The organism is Curtobacterium sp. UCD-KPL2560 (assembly GCF_001705035.1).
Lineage (GTDB): Bacteria > Actinomycetota > Actinomycetes > Actinomycetales > Microbacteriaceae > Curtobacterium.
Genome location: NZ_MCIG01000062.1, coordinates 1 through 18265, shown reverse-complemented (window position 1 = coordinate 18265; position 18265 = coordinate 1). Strand labels below are relative to the sequence as shown.

At 73.3% G+C, this 18265-nt stretch carries 16 protein-coding genes; 7 read left to right on the top strand and 9 right to left on the bottom strand.

The features are described 5' to 3' along the window. Positions 1–293: 293 nt before the first annotated feature. Complete coding sequence (locus tag BEP24_RS12890; RefSeq protein WP_253181684.1) at positions 294–1301, bottom strand: LacI family DNA-binding transcriptional regulator; 1008 nt, start codon at positions 1299–1301, stop codon at positions 294–296. A gap of 227 nt (positions 1302–1528) precedes the next feature. On the opposite strand from BEP24_RS12890, the gene BEP24_RS12885 reads away from it, so the two are divergent. The 4 genes from BEP24_RS12885 to BEP24_RS12870 all read left to right on the top strand — a co-directional run bounded on the left by BEP24_RS12885 (position 1529) and on the right by BEP24_RS12870 (position 5853). Continuing rightward, positions 1529–2578, top strand: coding sequence for a nucleoside hydrolase (locus BEP24_RS12885; RefSeq protein ID WP_065964010.1), 1050 nt, complete (start codon positions 1529–1531; stop codon positions 2576–2578). A gap of 5 nt (positions 2579–2583) precedes the next feature. Beyond that, the gene (locus BEP24_RS12880) at positions 2584–3993 is read left to right on the top strand and encodes an MFS transporter (protein WP_065964007.1); all 1410 of its coding nucleotides are present in this window, start codon (positions 2584–2586) and stop codon (positions 3991–3993) included. Continuing rightward, positions 3990–4847: a ribokinase gene (locus tag BEP24_RS12875; protein WP_065964003.1), complete on the top strand. Its 858-nt coding sequence runs from the start codon at positions 3990–3992 to the stop codon at positions 4845–4847. The genes BEP24_RS12880 and BEP24_RS12875 overlap by 4 nt, the downstream gene beginning before the upstream one ends. Before the next feature lie 70 nt (positions 4848–4917). Continuing rightward, positions 4918–5853, top strand: a complete 936-nt coding sequence (locus tag BEP24_RS12870) for a Ppx/GppA phosphatase family protein (protein ID WP_065964002.1) — start codon at positions 4918–4920, stop codon at positions 5851–5853. A gap of 78 nt (positions 5854–5931) precedes the next feature. Here the strand turns inward: BEP24_RS12870 and BEP24_RS12865 are convergent, their stop codons facing one another. From BEP24_RS12865 to BEP24_RS12850, 4 genes are all read right to left on the bottom strand, one after another. After that, positions 5932–6537, bottom strand: a complete 606-nt coding sequence (locus BEP24_RS12865) for an antibiotic biosynthesis monooxygenase (RefSeq protein ID WP_065964001.1) — start codon at positions 6535–6537, stop codon at positions 5932–5934. 45 nt (positions 6538–6582) lie between these two features. Continuing rightward, positions 6583–7293 (bottom strand): RES domain-containing protein, encoded by a 711-nt coding sequence (locus tag BEP24_RS12860; protein WP_065964000.1) that lies wholly within the window; start codon positions 7291–7293, stop codon positions 6583–6585. Positions 7294–7302: 9 nt separating this feature from the next. Further along, positions 7303–7683 (bottom strand): hypothetical protein, encoded by a 381-nt coding sequence (locus BEP24_RS12855; RefSeq protein WP_065963999.1) that lies wholly within the window; start codon positions 7681–7683, stop codon positions 7303–7305. A 253-nt stretch (positions 7684–7936) separates the two neighbouring features. Further along, positions 7937–8974 (bottom strand): Ku protein, encoded by a 1038-nt coding sequence (locus tag BEP24_RS12850; RefSeq protein WP_065963998.1) that lies wholly within the window; start codon positions 8972–8974, stop codon positions 7937–7939. Between the two features lie 89 nt (positions 8975–9063). Between BEP24_RS12850 and BEP24_RS12845 the strand changes: the two genes are divergently transcribed. The 3 genes from BEP24_RS12845 to BEP24_RS12835 are packed head-to-tail and all read left to right on the top strand — an operon-like array spanning position 9064 to position 13154. Further along, positions 9064–9690: a hypothetical protein gene (locus tag BEP24_RS12845; RefSeq protein WP_065963997.1), complete on the top strand. Its 627-nt coding sequence runs from the start codon at positions 9064–9066 to the stop codon at positions 9688–9690. Positions 9691–9724: 34 nt separating this feature from the next. Then, positions 9725–10615 (top strand): SDR family oxidoreductase, encoded by an 891-nt coding sequence (locus tag BEP24_RS12840; RefSeq protein WP_065963993.1) that lies wholly within the window; start codon positions 9725–9727, stop codon positions 10613–10615. Positions 10616–10670: 55 nt separating this feature from the next. After that, a complete protein-coding gene (locus BEP24_RS12835) occupies positions 10671–13154 on the top strand; it encodes an ATP-dependent DNA ligase (protein WP_065963991.1) in 2484 nt (827 codons plus the stop codon). Positions 13155–13428: 274 nt separating this feature from the next. Here the strand turns inward: BEP24_RS12835 and BEP24_RS17650 are convergent, their stop codons facing one another. The 4 genes from BEP24_RS17650 to BEP24_RS12820 form a co-directional block, all read right to left on the bottom strand. Further along, positions 13429–13602, bottom strand: a complete 174-nt coding sequence (locus tag BEP24_RS17650; RefSeq protein WP_171898813.1) for a hypothetical protein — start codon at positions 13600–13602, stop codon at positions 13429–13431. After that, the gene (locus BEP24_RS12830) at positions 13599–14558 is read right to left on the bottom strand and encodes a sugar phosphate isomerase/epimerase family protein (protein ID WP_065963988.1); all 960 of its coding nucleotides are present in this window, start codon (positions 14556–14558) and stop codon (positions 13599–13601) included. The genes BEP24_RS17650 and BEP24_RS12830 overlap by 4 nt, the downstream gene beginning before the upstream one ends. Before the next feature lie 186 nt (positions 14559–14744). Then, complete coding sequence (locus BEP24_RS12825; protein ID WP_065963987.1) at positions 14745–15428, bottom strand: fumarylacetoacetate hydrolase family protein; 684 nt, start codon at positions 15426–15428, stop codon at positions 14745–14747. A 20-nt stretch (positions 15429–15448) separates the two neighbouring features. Then, a complete protein-coding gene (locus BEP24_RS12820) occupies positions 15449–17920 on the bottom strand; it encodes a phosphoketolase (protein ID WP_065963986.1) in 2472 nt (823 codons plus the stop codon). Positions 17921–18265: the final 345 nt, after the last annotated feature.

Sequence of the window (18265 nt, the reverse complement as noted above, 5' to 3'; positions counted from 1 at the left end):
CGGCACGCTCCTCCCCTGCCGCGCTGGTCCTGTCCAGTCCCGTCACCCGCCGCCCGTCACCCGYCACCCGCCACCCGCTGTCAGCGGTCCGCCGTCCGCTGGCGGGCCTCTCGCGAAAGCGACAGATCACAGCCGACTGTCGGCGGCGATCTGTCGCTTCGGCAGGGGTGACGGCCGACCCGACACGGGATCTGTCGCCCTCGCGGGGACGACGGCTGACCGACGTGGCCCGGCCCGGCCCGCGATCTGTCGCTTCGGCGACGGCAGGGGAGGAGCGTGCCGACCGCGACCCGTCAGCCGCCGGTGCTCGCGCGCCGCACCAGGCGCGTCGGCAGCGCGACGGGCTCGGGTGTGGTCCCGTCGATCGCGGCGAGGAGCCGGAGCGCGGCCGCCCGACCGAGCTCCGCCCCGGGCAGGGCGACGCTCGTCAGGGCCGGGGCAGTGACCGAGGACGACGGCAGGTCGTCGAAGCCCGCGACCGCGAGGTCCTCGGGGACCCGCAGCCCCATCGCGCCGGCGACCCGCAGCACTCCGTAGGCGAGCGTGTCCGCGGCGGCGACCACAGCGGTGACCCCGTCCTCGTGCCAGGCCTCGATCGCGTGCTCGGTCGCGGCGGCCGCGGCGTCGACGGTCAGGTCCGCCCGCGCGCCGAGCTCCGAGACGGTGATGCCGGCGGCCGCGCAGGCCTCGTCGAACAGCCGGTGCCGGACGCCGAACGTCGCGACGCGCGCGGTGCCGTCGAGGTACGCGACCCGCTCGTGTCCCCGTTCGCGCAGGTGGGCGACGAGCTCGTCGATGCCCAGGGTCAGGTCGTAGTCGACGGCGACCGCTCCCGCCGGGGCGTCCGGGGCGTCGAGCAGGACGACCGGGACGGCGGCGTCGAGGACCTCGCCCGCGGCCGGGGCGTCCACGAGGATGCCGGCCGGACGCAGCCGCTCGAACCGGCGCAGGTCCGCGGCGGACGGCTGGGCGCCGCGCTCGGTGACGGACAACACGAGCTGGTGGCGGTCGCCGAGCGTGTCCCGGACGCCGCGGATGACCTCGGCGAAGAACGGGTTCGACAGGTCGGGGGCGACGAGGACGACCAGGTCGCCGGTGCCGCGGGCCAGGGAGCTCGCCGCGTGGTCGACGACGTAGCCGAGGTCCTGCACGGCCTCGCGGACCCGGGCGGCGATCGGTGCCGAGACCCGTCCGCGCTCCTTGCCGTTCACCACGAGGGACACCGTCGCGATGCTCGTGCCGGCGCGCTCCGCCACCATCGCCGCGGTGACACGGCGGGCCGGGAGGGCGGAGGACGGCACCCGACGAGCCTAGCGACGCGACCGGCCGACCGAGGCGAGAACTGCTCGGCGAATTGACGTCAAGCGTTTGACGTGGTGTGATGTCAAACGCTTGACGCGCCGTGCCGGAGTTGGTTCCTCCACGTCACGGACCCCACCGCGTCAAGCACAGACATCCGTCCGCCCGAGCGCGGACACGCGGACACGAGCCGTCCGACCCCGATCCCCGACGAAGTGGAGCGCCCAAGGTGCCCGATGCAACGAAGCAGAAGATCATCCTCGACTGCGACCCCGGCCACGACGACGCCGTCGCCATGCTGCTCGCACACGGGAGCCCCGCGATCGAGCTCCTCGCCGTGACGACCGTCGTCGGCAACCAGACCCTGCCGAAGGTCACCCGCAACGCCCTCGCCGTCGCGCGCATCGCCGGGATCACCGGGGTGCCCTTCGCCGCCGGCAGCCCCCGACCGCTGCTCCGCGAGATCGAGGTCGCCCCCGAGATCCACGGCGAGAGCGGCCTCGACGGACCGATGCTCCCCGAGCCGTCCTTCGCGCTCGACGAGCGGCACGCGGTCGACCTCATCATCGACACCGTGATGGCGCACGAGCCGGGCACCGTCACCATCGTGCCGACCGCCGGCCTGACGAACATCGCGCTCGCCGTCCGCAAGGAGCCGCGCATCGTCGAGCGGGTCAAGCAGGTCGTGCTCATGGGCGGCGGCGTGCACGTCGGCAACTGGAGCGCGGTCGCCGAGTTCAACATCGTCATCGACCCCGAGGCCGCCGACATCGTGTTCCGCGCCGGCTGGGACGTCGTCATGGTCGGCCTCGACCTGACGCACCAGGCGCTCGCCACGCCGGAGGTCGCCGCGCGCATCGCCGCCGTCGGCACCGGGCCCGCGGCGTTCGTCGGGGAGCTGCTCGACTTCTTCGGCAAGGCCTACGAGGACGCGCAGGGCTTCGACTCGCCGCCCGTGCACGACCCCTGCGCCGTGGCGTACGTCATCGACCCGACGATCGTCCGCGCCGTGAAGGTCCCGATCACGATCGAGACCCACGGCACGCACACGCTCGGCATGACCGTCGCCGACTTCCGGTCCCCGGCGCCCGAGGACTGCCGCACGAGCGCCGCGATGGAGCTCGACCACGAGCGTTTCTGGGACCTCGTCGTCGACGCGCTCGAGCGCATCGGGGAGACGCCCGACACCGGGTGGACCCCGCGTGCGGCCGCCGAGGCGGTCGCCGACACCGACACCGACACCGACACCGACGTAACCGTCGTCGCGCAGGAGCGCTGAGCGCCGTGACCACCACCTCGACGACGAAGTCGACCGCCGCCCTCACCGCGGCACTGCTCGCGGCGTGCATCGCGTTCCAGCTGAACGCGAGCATGCTCAGCCCCGCGCTGGCGACGATGGCCGACGAACTCCGCACCGACGACGCCACCATCGGGCTGTCGCAGACGCTGTTCTTCACGATCGCGGCGCTGTTCTCGCTGTTCCTGCCCCGCCTGTCCGACATCGTCGGGCGCAAGCGGGTCCTGCTCGCCATGCTCCTCGTGATGCTCGTCGGCAGCGTCGTCGCCGCGCTCGCGGTGAACGTGCCGATGCTGTTCGTCGGCCGGATGATCCAGGGCGTCACCGGACCCGTCGTGCCGATCGGCCTGCTCGTCCTGCGCAACGAGATCGCGGACCCCAAGCGCTACGGCGCCGCCCTCGGCCTGCTCACCGCGGTCAACGGTGGCATCGCCGGCGTCGACGCCCTGGCCGGCGGCTGGATCGCGACGCACTTCGGGTTCCGCGGCATCTTCTGGGTGATCGTCGTCGTGACGGCGGTCGCGGCGCTCATGGTCGCGCGCTGGGGCGTCGAGTCCCGGCCGTCGGCGGGCACCCGGATGGACTGGGTCGGCGTCCTGCCGCTCGTTGTCAGCGTCGGCGCGCTGTTGACCGCGTGCAACGAGGCCGGCAAGCTCGGCGCGGCGAACTGGGCCCTCGTGGTCGGCGGGATCGTCGTCGCGCTCGTGGCGTTCGGGGTCTTCTGGGCGATCGAGTCGCGGGTCCGGGAGCCGCTCGTCGAGACCCGGTACCTGCGCCGTCGCGGCACGTGGGCGCTGCTCGTCACGACGCTGCTGACGATGACGGGCGTGTTCGCGGTGGTGAACGGCCTGGTCACGAGCCTCGCGCAGAACCCCGACGTCGGGTTCGGCATGGAGCCGGACCTCGCCTCGCTCGCGTTCCTCGTGCCGTACGCCCTGGTCGGGTGGATCGTCGGACCGTTCGCCGGCCGGCTCGCCCCGACCCTCGGGTACCGGGCGGTGCTCCGCGTCGGCCTGGTCGGCAGCATCGTCGCGACCGTCGTGATGGCGCTCGTCGGCGTGCACTCGCTGCCCGTCCTGGTCGCGGCCACCGTCCTGATCGGCATCACCTACGCCGGTGTCGCGAACATCATCCTCAACGGCCTCGGCATCGTGCTCTCGCCGGCGTCGAACCCCGGGTTCCTGCCCGGCCTGAACGCCGGTGCGTTCAACCTCGGTGCGGGCATCAGCTTCGCGGTCCTGCCGGCGCTGCAGACCGCGCTCGGCACCGGTGGGTCCGCGGGCACCGCGGGCTACTCGGGTGGCATGCTGCTCGGTGCCGTGATCACCTGCGCGGCCCTCGCCACGTCCTTCCTCATCCCGCGCCCGGCCTCGGCCGAGACAGGAGTCACCGCATGAGCGGCATCGTCGTCGTCGGCAGCCTCAACGCGGACCTCGTGGTCCGCACCGAGCGCTTCCCGCAGCCCGGGGAGACCCTGCACGGGTCCGACCTCGCGGTCCTGCCCGGGGGCAAGTCCGCCAACCAGGCGGTGGCAGCCGGGAGGCTCGGGGGAGCGGTGCGCATGATCGGTGCGGTCGGCGACGACGGGAACGGTCGACTGCTCCGCGACTCCGTCGCGGCTGCCGGGGTCGACACGACGCTGGTCGCGTCCCGCGAGGGCGTCGCCACGGGCACCGCCGTCATCACGGTCGACGCCGCGGGCGAGAACACCATCGTGATCTCGGGCGGCGCGAACGCCACGCTCACGCCGGACGACGTGCCCGCCGACGCGTTCGACGGCGCCGGGGTGCTCGGCCTCTGCCTCGAGGTCTCGATCGACGTCGTGCTCGCCGCCGCGCGGGCCGGTCGGGCGGCGGGCGCCACGGTGCTGACGAACCTGTCGCCGTTCGGGGCCGTGCCGCAGGAGCTGCTCGACCTGACCGACGTGCTCCTCGTCAACGAGCACGAGGCCGCCGAGCTCGGCGACCACGGCGTCGCGCGGTCGATCGTCACGCGCGGCGGTGCCGGGTGCGTCGTGCACGACGGCGACAGCGCACCCGTCGAGGTCGCGGCCGTCCGGGTCGACCCGGTCGACACCACGGGCTGCGGCGACGCGTTCATGGGTGCGGTGGCGCTCCGGCTCGACGCGGGGGACTCCCTGGTCGAGGCAGCGCGGTTCGCGGTCGGTGTCGGGGCGTACGCCGCGACGAAGCCGGGCGCACAGGCCTCGTACCCGACCACGTCGGAACTGGAGTCCTTCCTGCGGGGCTGAGCCGGGCCTCCCGTCCGTCCTTCCCGGCCTCCCGGCCATCCGGGGACAGCACGGCCGCTAGCGTTGTGCCATGCGCGTGGGAGTCCTCGACATCGGGTCCAACACCGGCCACCTGCTCGTGGTGGACGCCCACGGCGGGGCGGCGCCGCTGCCGGCGTCGTCGTTCAAGCAGCCGCTGCGGCTCGCCGAGCACCTCGACGACTCCGGCGCGGTGACCCCCGAAGGCGTCGACGCCCTGACGTCGTTCGTCGCCGAGTCCGTGCGCGTCGCCGAGGACCGCGGGTGCGAGGACATGCTCGCGTTCGCGACCTCGGCCGTCCGCGACGCGGTGAACTCGGACGCGGTGCTCGCGCACGTCGAACGGGAGACGGGCGTCGAGCTCGCCGTGCTCTCGGGCGGGGACGAGGCGCGCCTGACCTTCCTGGCGGTGCGGCGCTGGTTCGGGTGGTCCGCCGGACGCCTCGCGGTGTTCGACATCGGCGGCGGTTCGCTCGAGATCGCCGGCGGTGGCGACGAGGCGCCGGACGTCGCCTGGTCGATGCCGATCGGCGCCGCGCGGCTCGCTCGCACCTACTTCGCCGACGGCACACCGAGCGAGGACGACGTCCGCCGCATCCGACACGAGATCCGGGTCGCGATCGCCCGTGACGCCGGGCTGCTGCTGCGCTCCGGGCGACCGGACCGTGCCGTCGCGACGTCGAAGACCTTCCGGTCGATCGCGCGCATCTGCGGTGCGGCACCCTCGGCGGCCGGCCCGCTCGTCCCGCGCGCGCTCGACGGCGCCGAGCTGCGGCGCCTGCTGCCGTCACTGCTGACGAAGTCGGTCGCCGAGCTGGCCGCGCTGCCCGGTGTCTCGCCGAGCCGGGCGCACCAGGTCGTGCCGGGCGCGCTCGTCGCCGAGGCGTGCCTGGACATCTTCGACCTGCCGGCGCTCGAGATCTGCCCGTGGGCGTTGCGCGAGGGCGTCATCCTGGAGCGGCTCGACCAGCTGTCGGTGCTCGGCTGAGACGGTCCGGCGGCGTGAGCCGCTGCGGCTGGCGGTGGACCGGCGTCGGCCGCAGCGGCTGGTGCCCGGTCGGCGGGGTCAGCCGGCGCGCGGCGGGGCGAGCAGCCAGGGGCGGATGAGCTTCGTCACGAAGGGCAGCACCCAGAAGGTCATGATCGGCGTCAGCACGAGCGTGGTGACCAGTACTCGGGGCAGGACCGCGACGTGCGCGAACGCGGGGACGAGCCAGGCCATCAGGTAGGTGAAGGCGAGGTTCACCGGGAAGAAGCCGAGCCAGATGCTCACCGCCTGCTTCCACCGCGGCGGGGCGCTCGACTCCGGGGCGTCGGCCGGGGCGTCGAACCAGCCCTCGATGCCGGTGCGCTTCTCGACGCGGGACTCGACCACGAGGTCACGCCCGAGGTCGAGCCAGCGGAGGCGGTCGTCGGAGTTCTCCCACGTCGCGAGCTGCTCGTGGTCGGCGAAGCGGTAGAGCATGTGCCACTCGCGGCTGGTCGCGTGCGAGCGGACCCACCCGGAGCCGAGGAAGCCCGGGTAGCGGTTCGCCAGGTTCACGCCGGACTGCACCCAGGCGGTGGCCTCGGGGATGCGGTCGGGTTCGACGAGACGGGTGATGGACACGGTGACGGGCGGGCCGGCGGTCACGGATGACGACTGCAGGCTCCCAGGCTCTTGTGGAGTCATGGGGACAGTCTCCCGGACGCGTGTTTCGGGTTCGTGACGGCGGGGTCAGTCGTCCAGCGTCAGCCCGTGCAGGGTCATCGCGGCGACGACGTCGGGATGGTGGCTCGTGAGCGGCCCGACCTCGACGTCGCGGAGCAGGGCGCTCCGCTCGCCGTCCGTCGAACGTTCGAACACCGTCCAGAGCTCCAGGTCGGATCCGTGCCGCGAGAGGAACCGGACGCCGTCGAACGTCGGGTTCGCCGCTGCGTCCGTCTCCGTGTAGACGGCGAGGCCGACCTGCTGTGTGAGTGCACGGCGCTCCGCGATCTGCAGCGCGGCGGCATCGAAGTCCGGGAGTCCTGCGGACCGAGCAGCCCCGAGGAACCTCGGGCGCAGTTCCGCGATCGTCGCGGCGGCGGAGACGTCGCAGTAGACGCCGAGGAGTCGCGCTCGAGCGAGTCGCCTGGCATGGAACCAGGACGCCGGGATCGTGCCCGCGCTGACGGTCGGGTAGAGCGCGTCGACCTCGTCCTCATCGATGCCGGCCAACGCCTCGTGCAGCTCCGGGTCCGGACGGAACTGCGCGAGGACCTCGACCAGGGCCGCGTACGCCGAGGACGCCGCGTAGGTCGTCCGGTATGTCCGGTTCGGCGCGTCCCACCGTCCCGGGAAGGTCCCCCCGTCCGCCCACTTCCAGTCCACCCACGCCCACGGCGACGGCGCACGGCCGACTCGCCAGACCGGTGCAGCGGGAGTCTTCGTCGCGAACGCCCCCATGCGCGGCGGTCAGGCGTTCCCGACGAAGGAACGTGCGGCGGCGAGGACGCGGGGACCGGCCTCGTCGAGGTCTCCGTCGCGGAGCACGCGCGCTGGTGAGGTGTCCTCGAGTCGCGGGTTGAGGCCCTGGAACCAGGCCTGCGCCACCCGGTCGCCGTCGTTCGACGCGATGAGCTCGGCCACACGGAACGTGAGCTTGAGGCGCTGCTCGACCGTGCTCGACGGGCGTCGACCGCCCGCCTCGGCCCACTGGTGCACCGCGCGGGTCTCGTTCACCCCGGCGATGAAGGCGACGAGCTTCGAGCCGAGCACCGATCGGAGCTCGTCGACGATCTCGGGGAGGTCGGCGCGGACGGAGCGCTCGAACGCCTGGAGCTCTGAGGTTGCCATACCGTCCAAGATAGTCGTCACTGGTCGGATCACGACGAGATCCCCACCCCGATCACAGCTGCAGGGAGGTTCCGGGCATGAGCGGAACCAGCGGCGAGCGCGCTGCTCTTCTCGGGCAATGTGCTGTTCGTGTTCGTGTTCGACGTCGTGGTCGGGGACGTCGGCGGGGTCGTCGGGAGTGTGGTGGTGTTCGTGGGGACGGCGGCGCTGTGGGTGTCGATCCCGCTCGCACTCCGCGGACGAGCAAGGACGGCTAGCTGGCCTGCTTCTTCGCCGCTGGCTTCTTCGTGGCGGGCGCCTTCTTCGCGGCCGCCGTCGTCTTCTTCGGCGCTGCCGCCTTCTTCGCTGCCGTCGTCTTCTTCGTCGCCGTGGTCGTCTTCTTCGCGGGCGCCGCCTGCTCCGTGCTGCCGGCCTCCTCCGGAGCCTTCTCCTGGCCGGCCTTCCGTGCCGACCCGCCCTGCCCCCGTGAGCCGGACGACGGACGCGACCCCGATCCTCCAGACCGCTTCTTGTCGACGGACGCCCGCAGGGCGGCCATCAGGTCGATGACGTCCCCACCCGCGTCGTCGTCCTCGTCGTCCGAGCGCTCACCGAAGGTCTCCGCGGTGTCGACGTCGTCGCCGGCCTCGAGCTTCGCGTCGATGAGCTGCTGCAGCTCCTCCTGGTACGCGTCGGTGTAGCGGTCCGGGTCGAAGTCGGTGGACATGCTGTCGACGAGGGACGACGACATCTTCAGCTCGTTCGCGCTGACCTTGACCGACGCATCGAGGGACTTGAAGTCGGGCGCGCGGACCTCGTCGCCCCAGAGCAGCCCCTGGAGCAGGACGACGTCGTCGTGCACGCGGAGGACCCCGAGCCGGGTCTTCTGCCGCAGCGTGAACTGCACGATCGCGAGCCGGTCGGTCTTCGCCAGGGTCTCCCGCAGCAGGACGTACGCCTTGGGGGAGCGGGAGTCGGGCTCGAGGTAGTACGTCTTCTCGAACATCATCGGGTCGACCTGGTCGACGGGCACGAACTCCAGGACCTCGATCTCGTGCGACTGCTCCTGGGGGAGCTGCTCGAAGTCCTCCGGGGTCAGCACGACGGTCTTGTCGCCGTCGTCGTAGGCGCGCTGGATGTCGCCGTACTCGACCTCGTGGCCGAACTCGCACACGCGCTTGTACCGGATGCGGCCCTTGTCGTCGTCGTGGACCTGGTGGAGCGACACGTCGTGGGTCTCCGTCGCCGCGTACACCTTGATGGGCACGTTGACGAGCCCGAACGCGATGGAGCCCTTCCAGATCGACCTCATGCGCACATGATGCCCGCGCGGGTGCGGACGGGCGCTCAGTTGTCGGCGGATCGGCAGCTGTGGTCGGCGGAGGGCGTAGCCTCGCGCTCATGACGGGGGAGCAGGACGGCACTGGCGAGCAGGACCGCACGGGGGAGCAGGACCGCGTGGCCGACCGCATCGACGCCGCGGGGTGGTGGCAGCTCGTCGGGCTCGCGCTCGTCGGCGCGCTCGTCCCCCTGGTCTTCTTCGTGATGTTGGACGTCCCGACGCCCTGGACGGCCGTCGTCGTGCTCGGGCTCGTCCTCGCGGTCGTGCTCCCGGCGTCGCAGGTGTGGAACTGGTCGCGTCGGGGTGGCCGTGCCGCGGTCGTCGAGACCCGACGCTGGATCCGCGCGGGCAGCGTGCCGGCGGACGTACCCGAAGCCGTCTGGCGGCCCCGCGTGCAGCAGTGGACGAGCGACCTGGGACGGCGCCGCGTGAGCGGTTGGTTGTCCGCCGTGGTCGCTGCGCTCTGGACGCTGACGGCCGTGACCGGGTCGCCGCAGAACTGGGGCCTCGCCCTGGTGTGGGCGCTCATCGCCGCCGTCGGGCTCGTCGGGGACCCGGGCGGCCGGGCCGCGGCCGGACGGCTGCTCGCCGCGCCCGTCCGCTCGTCCGCCGGACACGTGTCCGCGAACGGGGGCCGCGACGCCGACACCACGCACCAGGCCGACCGCACCTCCGACCACCCCTGAGACCCGTCCCCGCCACCGCGAGCACCATGGGCCCATGAGCCAGCTCGACAAGCAGGACCCGCGCTCGCAGCACCCCCGTCCGCCGTTCCCGGCGCAGACGCAGCAGGGTGCCGGCCTCGCGAGCGCGATGGACCCCACGCCCGACCACGGCGAGTCGAGCTACCTCGGCACGGGCCGGATGCCCGGCTACCGGGTGCTCGTCACGGGCGCCGACTCCGGCATCGGGCGCGCCGCGGCGATCGCGATGGCGAAGGAGGGCGCGGACGTCGTCCTGAACGCCCTGCCCGACGAGCTCGAGGACCTCGAGCAGGTCCGCGACGTCGTCGGCGACCTCGGCCGCAGGGCGGTGCTGCTGCCGGGCGACCTGACCGACGAGGCGTTCTGCGCGACCCTGGTCCGGGACGCCGTGAGCGCGCTCGGCGGCCTCGACGCCCTGGTGCTCGTCGCCGGACACCAGCAGGTGCACGAGGACGTCACGCAGCAGTCCACCGAGGACTTCGACCGGACGATGAAGGTCAACCTGTACTCGCTGTTCTGGCTGGTGCGGGCGGCGGTGCCGCACATGGCGCCGGGCAGCGCGATCGTCACGACGAGCTCGGTCTCGGCGCACCAACCGCAGGACCGGATGATCGACTACGCGGCGACCAAGGCCGCGATCACCACGTACACGAACGGCCTGGCCCGGCAGCTCGCGGCGAAGGGGATCCGGGCGAACACGGTCGTCCCCGGCCCGGTGTGGACGCCGCTGCAGCCGACGAGCTACCCGGGCGACGAGATCGCCCACTACGGCGAGGACACGCCCTTCGGCCGTCCCGCGCAGCCGGTCGAGCTCGGCAGCGCGTACGTGTACCTGGCGGGACCGGAGTCGTCGTACACGTCCGGCAGCACCCTCACGGTGGCGGGAGCGACCGGGGTCGCGCTGTGAGCGCGACGAGCACCGCGCGGGTCCGCGCGGCCCGCCCCCGCCGGGCGGCCACCCCGTGAGCCCGGTCTCCCGCCGCACCACGGTCCTCGTCGGCGACCGTCGGCTCGCGCTGTCGAACACCGACAAGGTCCTCTACCCCGCGACCGGCACCACGAAGGGGCAGGTGATCGCCTACTACGAGCGGGTCGCCCCGTGGATGATCCCGCACGTCAAGGACCGTCCGGTCACCCGGAAGCGCTGGGCGAACGGCGTCGACGGCAAGGTCTTCTTCGAGAAGAACCTGCCCGACTCCGCCCCCGAGTGGGTACGGCACCACACGATCGCGCACAAGGAGCACGACACCGAGTACCCGGTCGTCGACGACCTGCCGACGCTCGTCTGGATGGCGCAGCAGGCCGCCCTCGAGCTGCACGTCCCGCAGTGGCGCTTCGGCCCGCGCGGAGCGCAGCAGCACCCGGACCGCCTCGTGCTCGACCTGGACCCCGGCGAGGGCGTCGGCCTCCCGGAGTGCGTCGAGGTCGCGGTCGCCGCCCGCGAGCTCCTGCGCGGCATGGGCCTGGACCCGTACCCGGTGACGTCCGGGTCGAAGGGCATCCACCTGTACGCCGCCCTGGACGGGCGGGCCAGCGCGCAGCACGTCTCGGACGTCGCGCACGAGCTCGCGCGGGCGCTCGAGCAGGACCTGCCCGACCTCGTGCTGTCGTCGATGAGCCGCGCCGAGCGCGCGGGCAAGGTGTTCGTCGACTGGTCGCAGAACAACGGCAACAAGACCACGATCGCGCCGTACTCGCTGCGCGGCCGTGACCGGCCGACGGTCGCGGCACCGCGCACCTGGGACGAGCTGACGACGAAGGGGCTCGCCCAGCTGGAGCTGGCCGAGGTCCTCGACCGCCTGGAGGCGCGTGGGGACCTCCTGCACCCGGTCGGGTCCGCCTCGCTGTCGGTCGGGAGGCCCGACTCCGGTCACTGGGACGGCGACCGGACCCAGCGTGCGAACGCCGCGGAGCAGCCGGGTCGCGACCGGCTGGCCGCCTACCGCGCGAAGCGCGACGCGTCGCGCACCCCGGAACCGGTGCCCGAGGAGGCACCGACGGTCCGGCGGGACGGGAAGCCGACGTTCGTCGTCCAGGAACACCACGCGACCCGGGACCACTACGACTTCCGGCTGGAGCACGAGGGCGTCCTCGTCAGCTGGGCGCTGCCGAAGGGTGAACCGACCGACCCGGGGAGGAACCACCTCGCGGTCCAGACCGAGGACCACCCGCTCGAGTACGGCGGCTTCGAGGGCACGATCCCGCACGCCGAGTACGGCGGCGGCACGGTGACGATCTGGGACGACGGCACGTACGAGCTCGAGAAGTGGCGCGAGGGCGAGGAGGTCATCGTCACGCTGCACGGCCGGACGAACGGCGTCCGTCGCCTCGCGTTGCTGCACACCCGCGGTCGTGGGCGGGACGGCGACGAGAAGAACTGGCTGATCCACCGCACCAAGGAGCAACCCGACCGCACGGCGGACGGTGGCGGCGGGGCGGACGCGAGCCGCGCCTCCCGTCCGTCCGCGCGACCGGACGCCGGACGCGAGCCGACCGAGCGCCGGGCCATGCTCGCGTCCCCGGCCACGGGCACGCCGACGTTCGACCCGGCGCACTGGGCGTTCGAGATGAAGTGGGACGGCGTGCGCGCCCTCGCGACCGTGCGCGACGGACGGGTGACCCTGCGCAGCCGCAACGACAACGACCTGACCGACCAGTACCCGGAGCTGCAGGAGCTCGCCGAGCGGGCCGGTGTCGACGGCGTGTTCGACGGCGAGGTCGTGGCCACCGACGACCGTGGCCGCCCGTCCTTCGGGCTGCTGCAGGGCCGGATGGGGCTCACCCGGCGGCGGGAGGTCGAAGCGGCCCGCGCGACCACACCCGTGCAGCTGCTGCTCTTCGACGTGCTCGAGGCCGACGGGCACGACCTCACCCGGCTCGGCTACGACGCACGACGTGACGCCCTGACGACCGTGGTGGAGCCGGGCGGTGCGATCGCCGTGCCGCCAGCCGCCGCGGGGGACTTCGCCGCCGCCGTCGCGGAGTCGGCGGCCCGCGGGCTGGAGGGCGTCGTCGCGAAGAAGCGGTCCTCGCGGTACGCCGAGGGCCGCCGGTCCGAGGCCTGGGTCAAGGTGAAGCACCACCGCACGCAGGAGGTCGTCGTCGGCGGGTGGAAGCCCGGGGCGGGTCGACGCGTCGGCGGGGTCGGGTCGCTGCTGCTCGGGGTGCCCGGTCCGGACGGGCTGGAGTACGTCGGCAAGGTCGGGACGGGGTTCCGCGACCGCGACCTCGACGCGATCGCCGCGGTGCTGCGGTCGCGGGAGCGGAAGACCCCACCGTTCGTCGACGTCCCGCGGGCGGACGCCCGTGACGCGCACTGGGTGCGTGCGGACCGGGTCGGCGAGGTCGTGTTCGCCGAGTGGACGGGTGACGGGCGGCTCCGGCAGCCGTCGTGGCGCGGGTGGCGGCCGGACAAGGCGCCGGGGGACGTGGTCCGCGAGTCGTGAAGACGGCCCGTGCGCCGGATCAGGGGACGCACGGGCCGTCGCCGAGGCGCCGTGGTCGACCGTCCAGGGGGGGAGCCGACCACGGCACGTCTCGTCGCCCGCAACGTCGTCGGTCCGGGCCGCCGGGATCCCCACGGTCCCGGAACTCACTGGTGTGACGAGTCGGACCGGGCTTTCGTCACACCCGGATCGGAGATTCCCGGCGACGGCACGACGGAGCGCCCGGGAGCTGGTGCTCCCGGGCGCTCTCGGCGTCCGTCCGGTGGGGTGCGGGTCAGGCCGCGGGGGCCGGACCGTCCGCCGGGGCTGCGTGGTCGGCGGCGGGCAGATCCTCGTCGATCAGGTCCTCCTGTTCGGGGAGGTCGACCTCGGCCGCCGCGGCCTTCGCCTCGTCGATGGACTCCTGCGAGCGGCGGAGGAGGGCGTCGTCTGCTGCGTGATCCGTCATGGGGCCGACGGTACGCCGGGGCGGCTGCGCCCGTGTCCGTGCCGGTGCGTGCTCGGCTCGAAGTCGACGGCGGACGTCGGGGCTGGGGTGGACGGCATGGCCGGGGCGGCCGGTTCGTCGGCGGCGTCGGCCGCGTCGAGCACCGCACGGGTCGCCGCGGCCGCGGTGCGCAGGGCGTCGGCGAGCGGCATGGCGCGGTGGGCGGCCGTCCGGACCTCGACGCCCCACGGTTCGTCGTGGCCGAGCCCGCGGAGGACCCGGACGAGACCGGGCAGGTCCCACGCCCCCGCGCCGGGCAGGTACCGGGCCGTGCGGGACTCCTCGGCGAGCGTCATGCCGGACGGGGTGTGCAGCAGGCCGTCGCTCAGCTCGACCGCCGCGAGGACCCCGGGGGCCACGCCCTGTGCGATCGACGCGAGCGTGGAGCCGCCGCGGAGCGCGTGGGCGGCGTCGAGCAGGAGCCCGGCGTCGGGGTGGTCGGCGGCGCGGACGAACCGCGACGCGCGCTCGACCGTCGGCAGGTTCGACCACGGTTCCGGTTCGAGCACGAGCTGTGCGCCGACGGTCGCCGTCCGGGTCGCGAGGTCGACGAAGTCGTCGAGCAGCGCGGTCGGGGAGAGCGGGCGGACCCGGCCGTCGGCGTGCGCGACGACCTGCCACGCACCCAGGGCCGCTGCCGCCTCGAGCACGACACCGCGGTCGGCCTCGTCGTCGGGTGTGCGGTCGGGGGAGGCCCACCAGCGGTCGAGCGGTCCGAGCTGCACCCAGACGATGCCGGCGCGGTCCAGCACCCGCCGCAGTGCCGCGAACCCGGTGGTGGCGCGGACCTCGTGCAGGTCGTCGAGCGAGAGGGACAGCCCGGCGAACCCGGCGTCCCCGACGGCACGGACCCGGTCGGCGACGGGGGCGTCACCGGCCCAGGTCCAGGACGTCGCGAGCAGGTCGTGTTCCCGCACGGCGCACCTCCTGGCTCCGGACGGGCTCCGTCGCACGTGCCACGGCTGGTCGTCCTGGTGGATCGGCGTCACCGGTCCCCGACGCCTGGGTCCGTGGTACGCCGTCGGTCTGCGGGGGTTCCCAGCCGGGCGTTTCGCGGGCGCGGTCCGGCCGGGCCGGTGTCGTGCCGTGCCGGTCCGGCCCGGTCAGGTGATCGTCGTGCCGACGCTCCCCACGCCCGCGATGCGCCCCACCAGGACGTCGCCCCGTCGCAGCGGTCCGACGCCCTCCGGGGTACCGGTCAACAGGAGGTCCCCTGGTGCCAGCGCGACCGACCGGGAGAGCTCGGCGAGCGTCTCGGCGACCGACCAGAGCTGGTCGCCGAGGTCACCCGACTGGCGCAGCTCGCCGTCCACGTGCAGCGTCACCGCGCCGGAGGTCGGGTCGACGCCCGCGGCCGGGACGAGCGTGCCGACCGGGGCCGACGCGTCGAACCCCTTCGCCAGGTCCCACGGCCGCCCCAGTCGCTTCGCCTCGGCCTGGAGGTCGCGGCGGGTCAGGTCGAGGCCGACGCCGTAGCCCCAGACGAGGTCGAGCGCGCGGTCGACCGGGACGTCACGCCCACCGGCGCCGAGGGCCACGACGAGCTCGACCTCGTGCTCGAGCTGCGCGGTCTGCGGCGGGTACGGGGTGTCCGCACCGTCCGTCACGACGGCGCTCGCCGGCTTGGTGAAGAAGAACGGCGGCTCGCGGTCGGGGTCGTGCCCCATCTCGCGTGCGTGCGCCGCGTAGTTCCGGCCGACGCAGAACACGCGCCCGACCGGGAACCGGCCGCCCGTGGTGGTCGGCAGGGTCGGGCGCTCGGGTGGAGGGATCACGGAGTCGTGCACCCCTCCACCCTGGCACCGGGTCAGGCGCCCGGTGCGGCGTCCTCGGTCTCGCCGGCCCCGGGGTCGCCGCCGGTCCCGCCGGAGGTCGGTTCGTCCTGCGGCCAGCCGGCGAACTCCCACCCGGCGAGCGAGGGGTGGTCCTCGCCGCGGGTGTACGCGAAGGTCCGCGCCGCCTCCCGCGCCTCGGTCAGCTTCGCGAGGAGGTCGGCGTGCGCCTCGGCGTCGACGCGGGACAGCGCGTCGTGCGCCAGGGCGAAGCGGTCCATCTCGCTGAGCATGAGCATGTCGAACGGGGAGGTCGTGGTGCCCTGCTCGAGGAACCCGTGCACGTGCAGGTCGTCGTGCCCGTGCCGGCGGTACGTCAGCTGGTGCACGAGCGACGGGTAGCCGTGGAAGGCGAACACGACGGGGGTGCCCGGCAGGAACACCTCGTCGTACCGCTCGTCGCTCACCGGGTGCTCGTGCTTGCGCGGGTCGCCGAGGGACAGCAGGTCGACGACGTTCACGAAGCGGACGCCGACCCCGGGGGCGTGGTGCCGGATGATGTCGGCCGCGGCCATCGCCTCGACCGTCGGCACGTCACCGGCGCTCGCGAGCACGACGTCGGCACGGCCCACCTGCTGCTCGGTCCCGGCCCACTCCCACACGCCGAGGCCCGCGTCGGCGTGCGCGACGGCGTCCTCGAGCGACAGGAACACCGGCTCCGGGTGCTTGCCCGCGACGATGACCTCGATCCGGTCGGTCGTCTCGAAGGCGTGCGCGGCGACGGCGAGCAGCGTGTTCGCGTCGGCGGGCAGCTTGATCCGGACGAGGTCCTGCTGCTTCGAGGCGACGACGTCGAGGAACCCCGGGTCCTGGTGCGAGAACCCGTTGTGGTCCTGCCGCCACACGTGCGACGACAGCAGGATCGACAGGTTCGACACCGGTGCGCGCCAGTCGATGTCGGTCGACGACTCGAGCCACTTGGCGTACTGGCCGACCATCGAGTCGATGATGTGGGCGAACGCCTCGTACGTGTTGAGCAGCCCGTGCCGGCCGGTGAGCACGTAGCCCTCGAGCATGCCCTCGAGCAGGTGCTCGGACAGGACCTCGACGACCCGGCCCTGTGCGCCGAGGTGCTCGTCACCGGGGCCACGGCGCGCACGCCAGACCCGGGAGGTGACGTCGAACACCGCGTCGAGCTTGTTCGAGATCGTCTCGTCCGGCCCGAACAGCCGGAAGGACGACCCGTTGCGCTCGACGAGCTCGGCGAGCCACGGTCCGAGCGTCGCCGTCGAGCTGGCAGTCGTCCCGGCCTCGACGCCGTACGGCTCGAGTGCCGGACGGTCGAGCGGCGTGCGGATGCGGCCGCCGTTGGCGTGCGGTGTCGCGCTCATGCGGTGCTCGCCGGTCGGACGGATGGTCGTCATGATGCCGATCGGCTGCCCGTCGGCGTCGAAGAGCTCGTCGGGGCGGTAGGACCGCATCCACTCCTCGAGCTGCTCGCGGTGTCCGGCGTCCTCGCGGACCGCGGGCAGCGGGACCTGGTGGGCGCGGAAGGTGCCCTCGACACGCTCGCCGTCGACCTCCTGCGGACCGGTCCAGCCCTTCGGGGTGCGGAGCACGATCATCGGCCAGCGCGGGCGCAGGTCGGCGGCACCGGCCGGCTGCCCCGCGGCGGCACGGGCCGCCTGGGCGCGCGCGGCGGCCTGGATGTCGTCGATGGACGCCAGGGCGCGGCGGAGGGCACCGTCGAACAGGGCGTGCACCGCGAACGGGTCGTGGTCGACCCGCGCCGAGTCCACGACGATCGGGTCGTAGCCGAGGCCGCGGAAGTAGGCGGTCAGGTCCTCGTCGGGGATGCGCGCGAGGACCGTCGGGTTCGCGATCTTCCACCCGTTGAGGTTGAGGATCGGGAGCACGGCACCGTCGGACACCGGGTCGAGGAACGTGTGCGCCTGCCAGGAGCCGGACAGCGGACCGGTCTCGGCCTCGCCGTCGCCGACGACGCACGCCACCACGAGGTCAGGGTTGTCGAGCGCGGCGCCGTACGCGTGCGCGAGGGAGTAGCCGAGCTCACCGCCCTCGTTGATCGAACCGGGCGTCTCCGGCGCCGCGTGCGAGGGGATGCCGCCCGGGAACGAGAACTGCCGGAAGAACTTCCGCAGCCCCTCGGGGTCGGGGGTGATGTCGGGGTACAGCTCGCCCCACGTGCCCTCGAGCCACGCGTTCGCGTTCATCGCCGGTCCACCGTGCCCCGGGCCGCACACGTAGAGCAGGTCGCGGTCGGTCTCGGCGATGAGGGCGTTGCAGTGCGCGTAGACGAGGTTGAGCGCCGGGGACGTGCCCCAGTGCCCGAGGAGTCGTGGCTTCACGTCGTCCGGGTCGATCGGGCGCGTCAGGAGCGGGTTGTCGAGCAGGTAGATCTGCCCGACCGTCAGGTAGTTCGCGGCGCGCCACCAGGCGTCGATCGCACGGATGCGGTCCGTGCTCGCGATGTGTGCAGGAGCCATGGCACCACGGTACGGAACGGGGGACAGCCACTGCCCAGGAAGTCGGACCAAACCGTTCGGTGGGGGGTGTCGAATCACCTGCACAAGCCGGGAAACACCCGGAGCGCTCACCAGCCGCAGGTAGCTGGTTCTCCACCCCTGTTCGGGGTGTGTTCGGCGCGCATCCAGGGATTCGCGCCGAGCGCGACAACGAAAGGAACGCAGACATGCGCAAGAGCCTCAAGACCTCCATCACCCTCGCCACCACGGGTGCGCTCGTGCTGGGCGGTGCCGCGTTCGGTGTCTCCGCCGCGCAGGCCGACGGCAGCATCCACACGGTCTCGTCCTCGTCGTCGAAGATCCCCG

Coding starts and splice junctions, on each gene's coding strand:
- BEP24_RS12870 (WP_065964002.1), top strand. CDS start 4,918: ATGCGCGTGGGAGTCCTCGACATCGGGTCCAACACCGGCCACCTGCTC.
- BEP24_RS12875 (WP_065964003.1), top strand. CDS start 3,990: ATGAGCGGCATCGTCGTCGTCGGCAGCCTCAACGCGGACCTCGTGGTC.
- BEP24_RS12840 (WP_065963993.1), top strand. CDS start 9,725: ATGAGCCAGCTCGACAAGCAGGACCCGCGCTCGCAGCACCCCCGTCCG.
- BEP24_RS17650 (WP_171898813.1), bottom strand. CDS start 13,602: ATGACGGATCACGCAGCAGACGACGCCCTCCTCCGCCGCTCGCAGGAG.
- BEP24_RS12820 (WP_065963986.1), bottom strand. CDS start 17,920: ATGGCTCCTGCACACATCGCGAGCACGGACCGCATCCGTGCGATCGAC.
- BEP24_RS12855 (WP_065963999.1), bottom strand. CDS start 7,683: ATGGCAACCTCAGAGCTCCAGGCGTTCGAGCGCTCCGTCCGCGCCGAC.
- BEP24_RS12865 (WP_065964001.1), bottom strand. CDS start 6,537: ATGACTCCACAAGAGCCTGGGAGCCTGCAGTCGTCATCCGTGACCGCC.
- BEP24_RS12860 (WP_065964000.1), bottom strand. CDS start 7,293: ATGGGGGCGTTCGCGACGAAGACTCCCGCTGCACCGGTCTGGCGAGTC.
- BEP24_RS12850 (WP_065963998.1), bottom strand. CDS start 8,974: ATGAGGTCGATCTGGAAGGGCTCCATCGCGTTCGGGCTCGTCAACGTG.
- BEP24_RS12845 (WP_065963997.1), top strand. CDS start 9,064: ATGACGGGGGAGCAGGACGGCACTGGCGAGCAGGACCGCACGGGGGAG.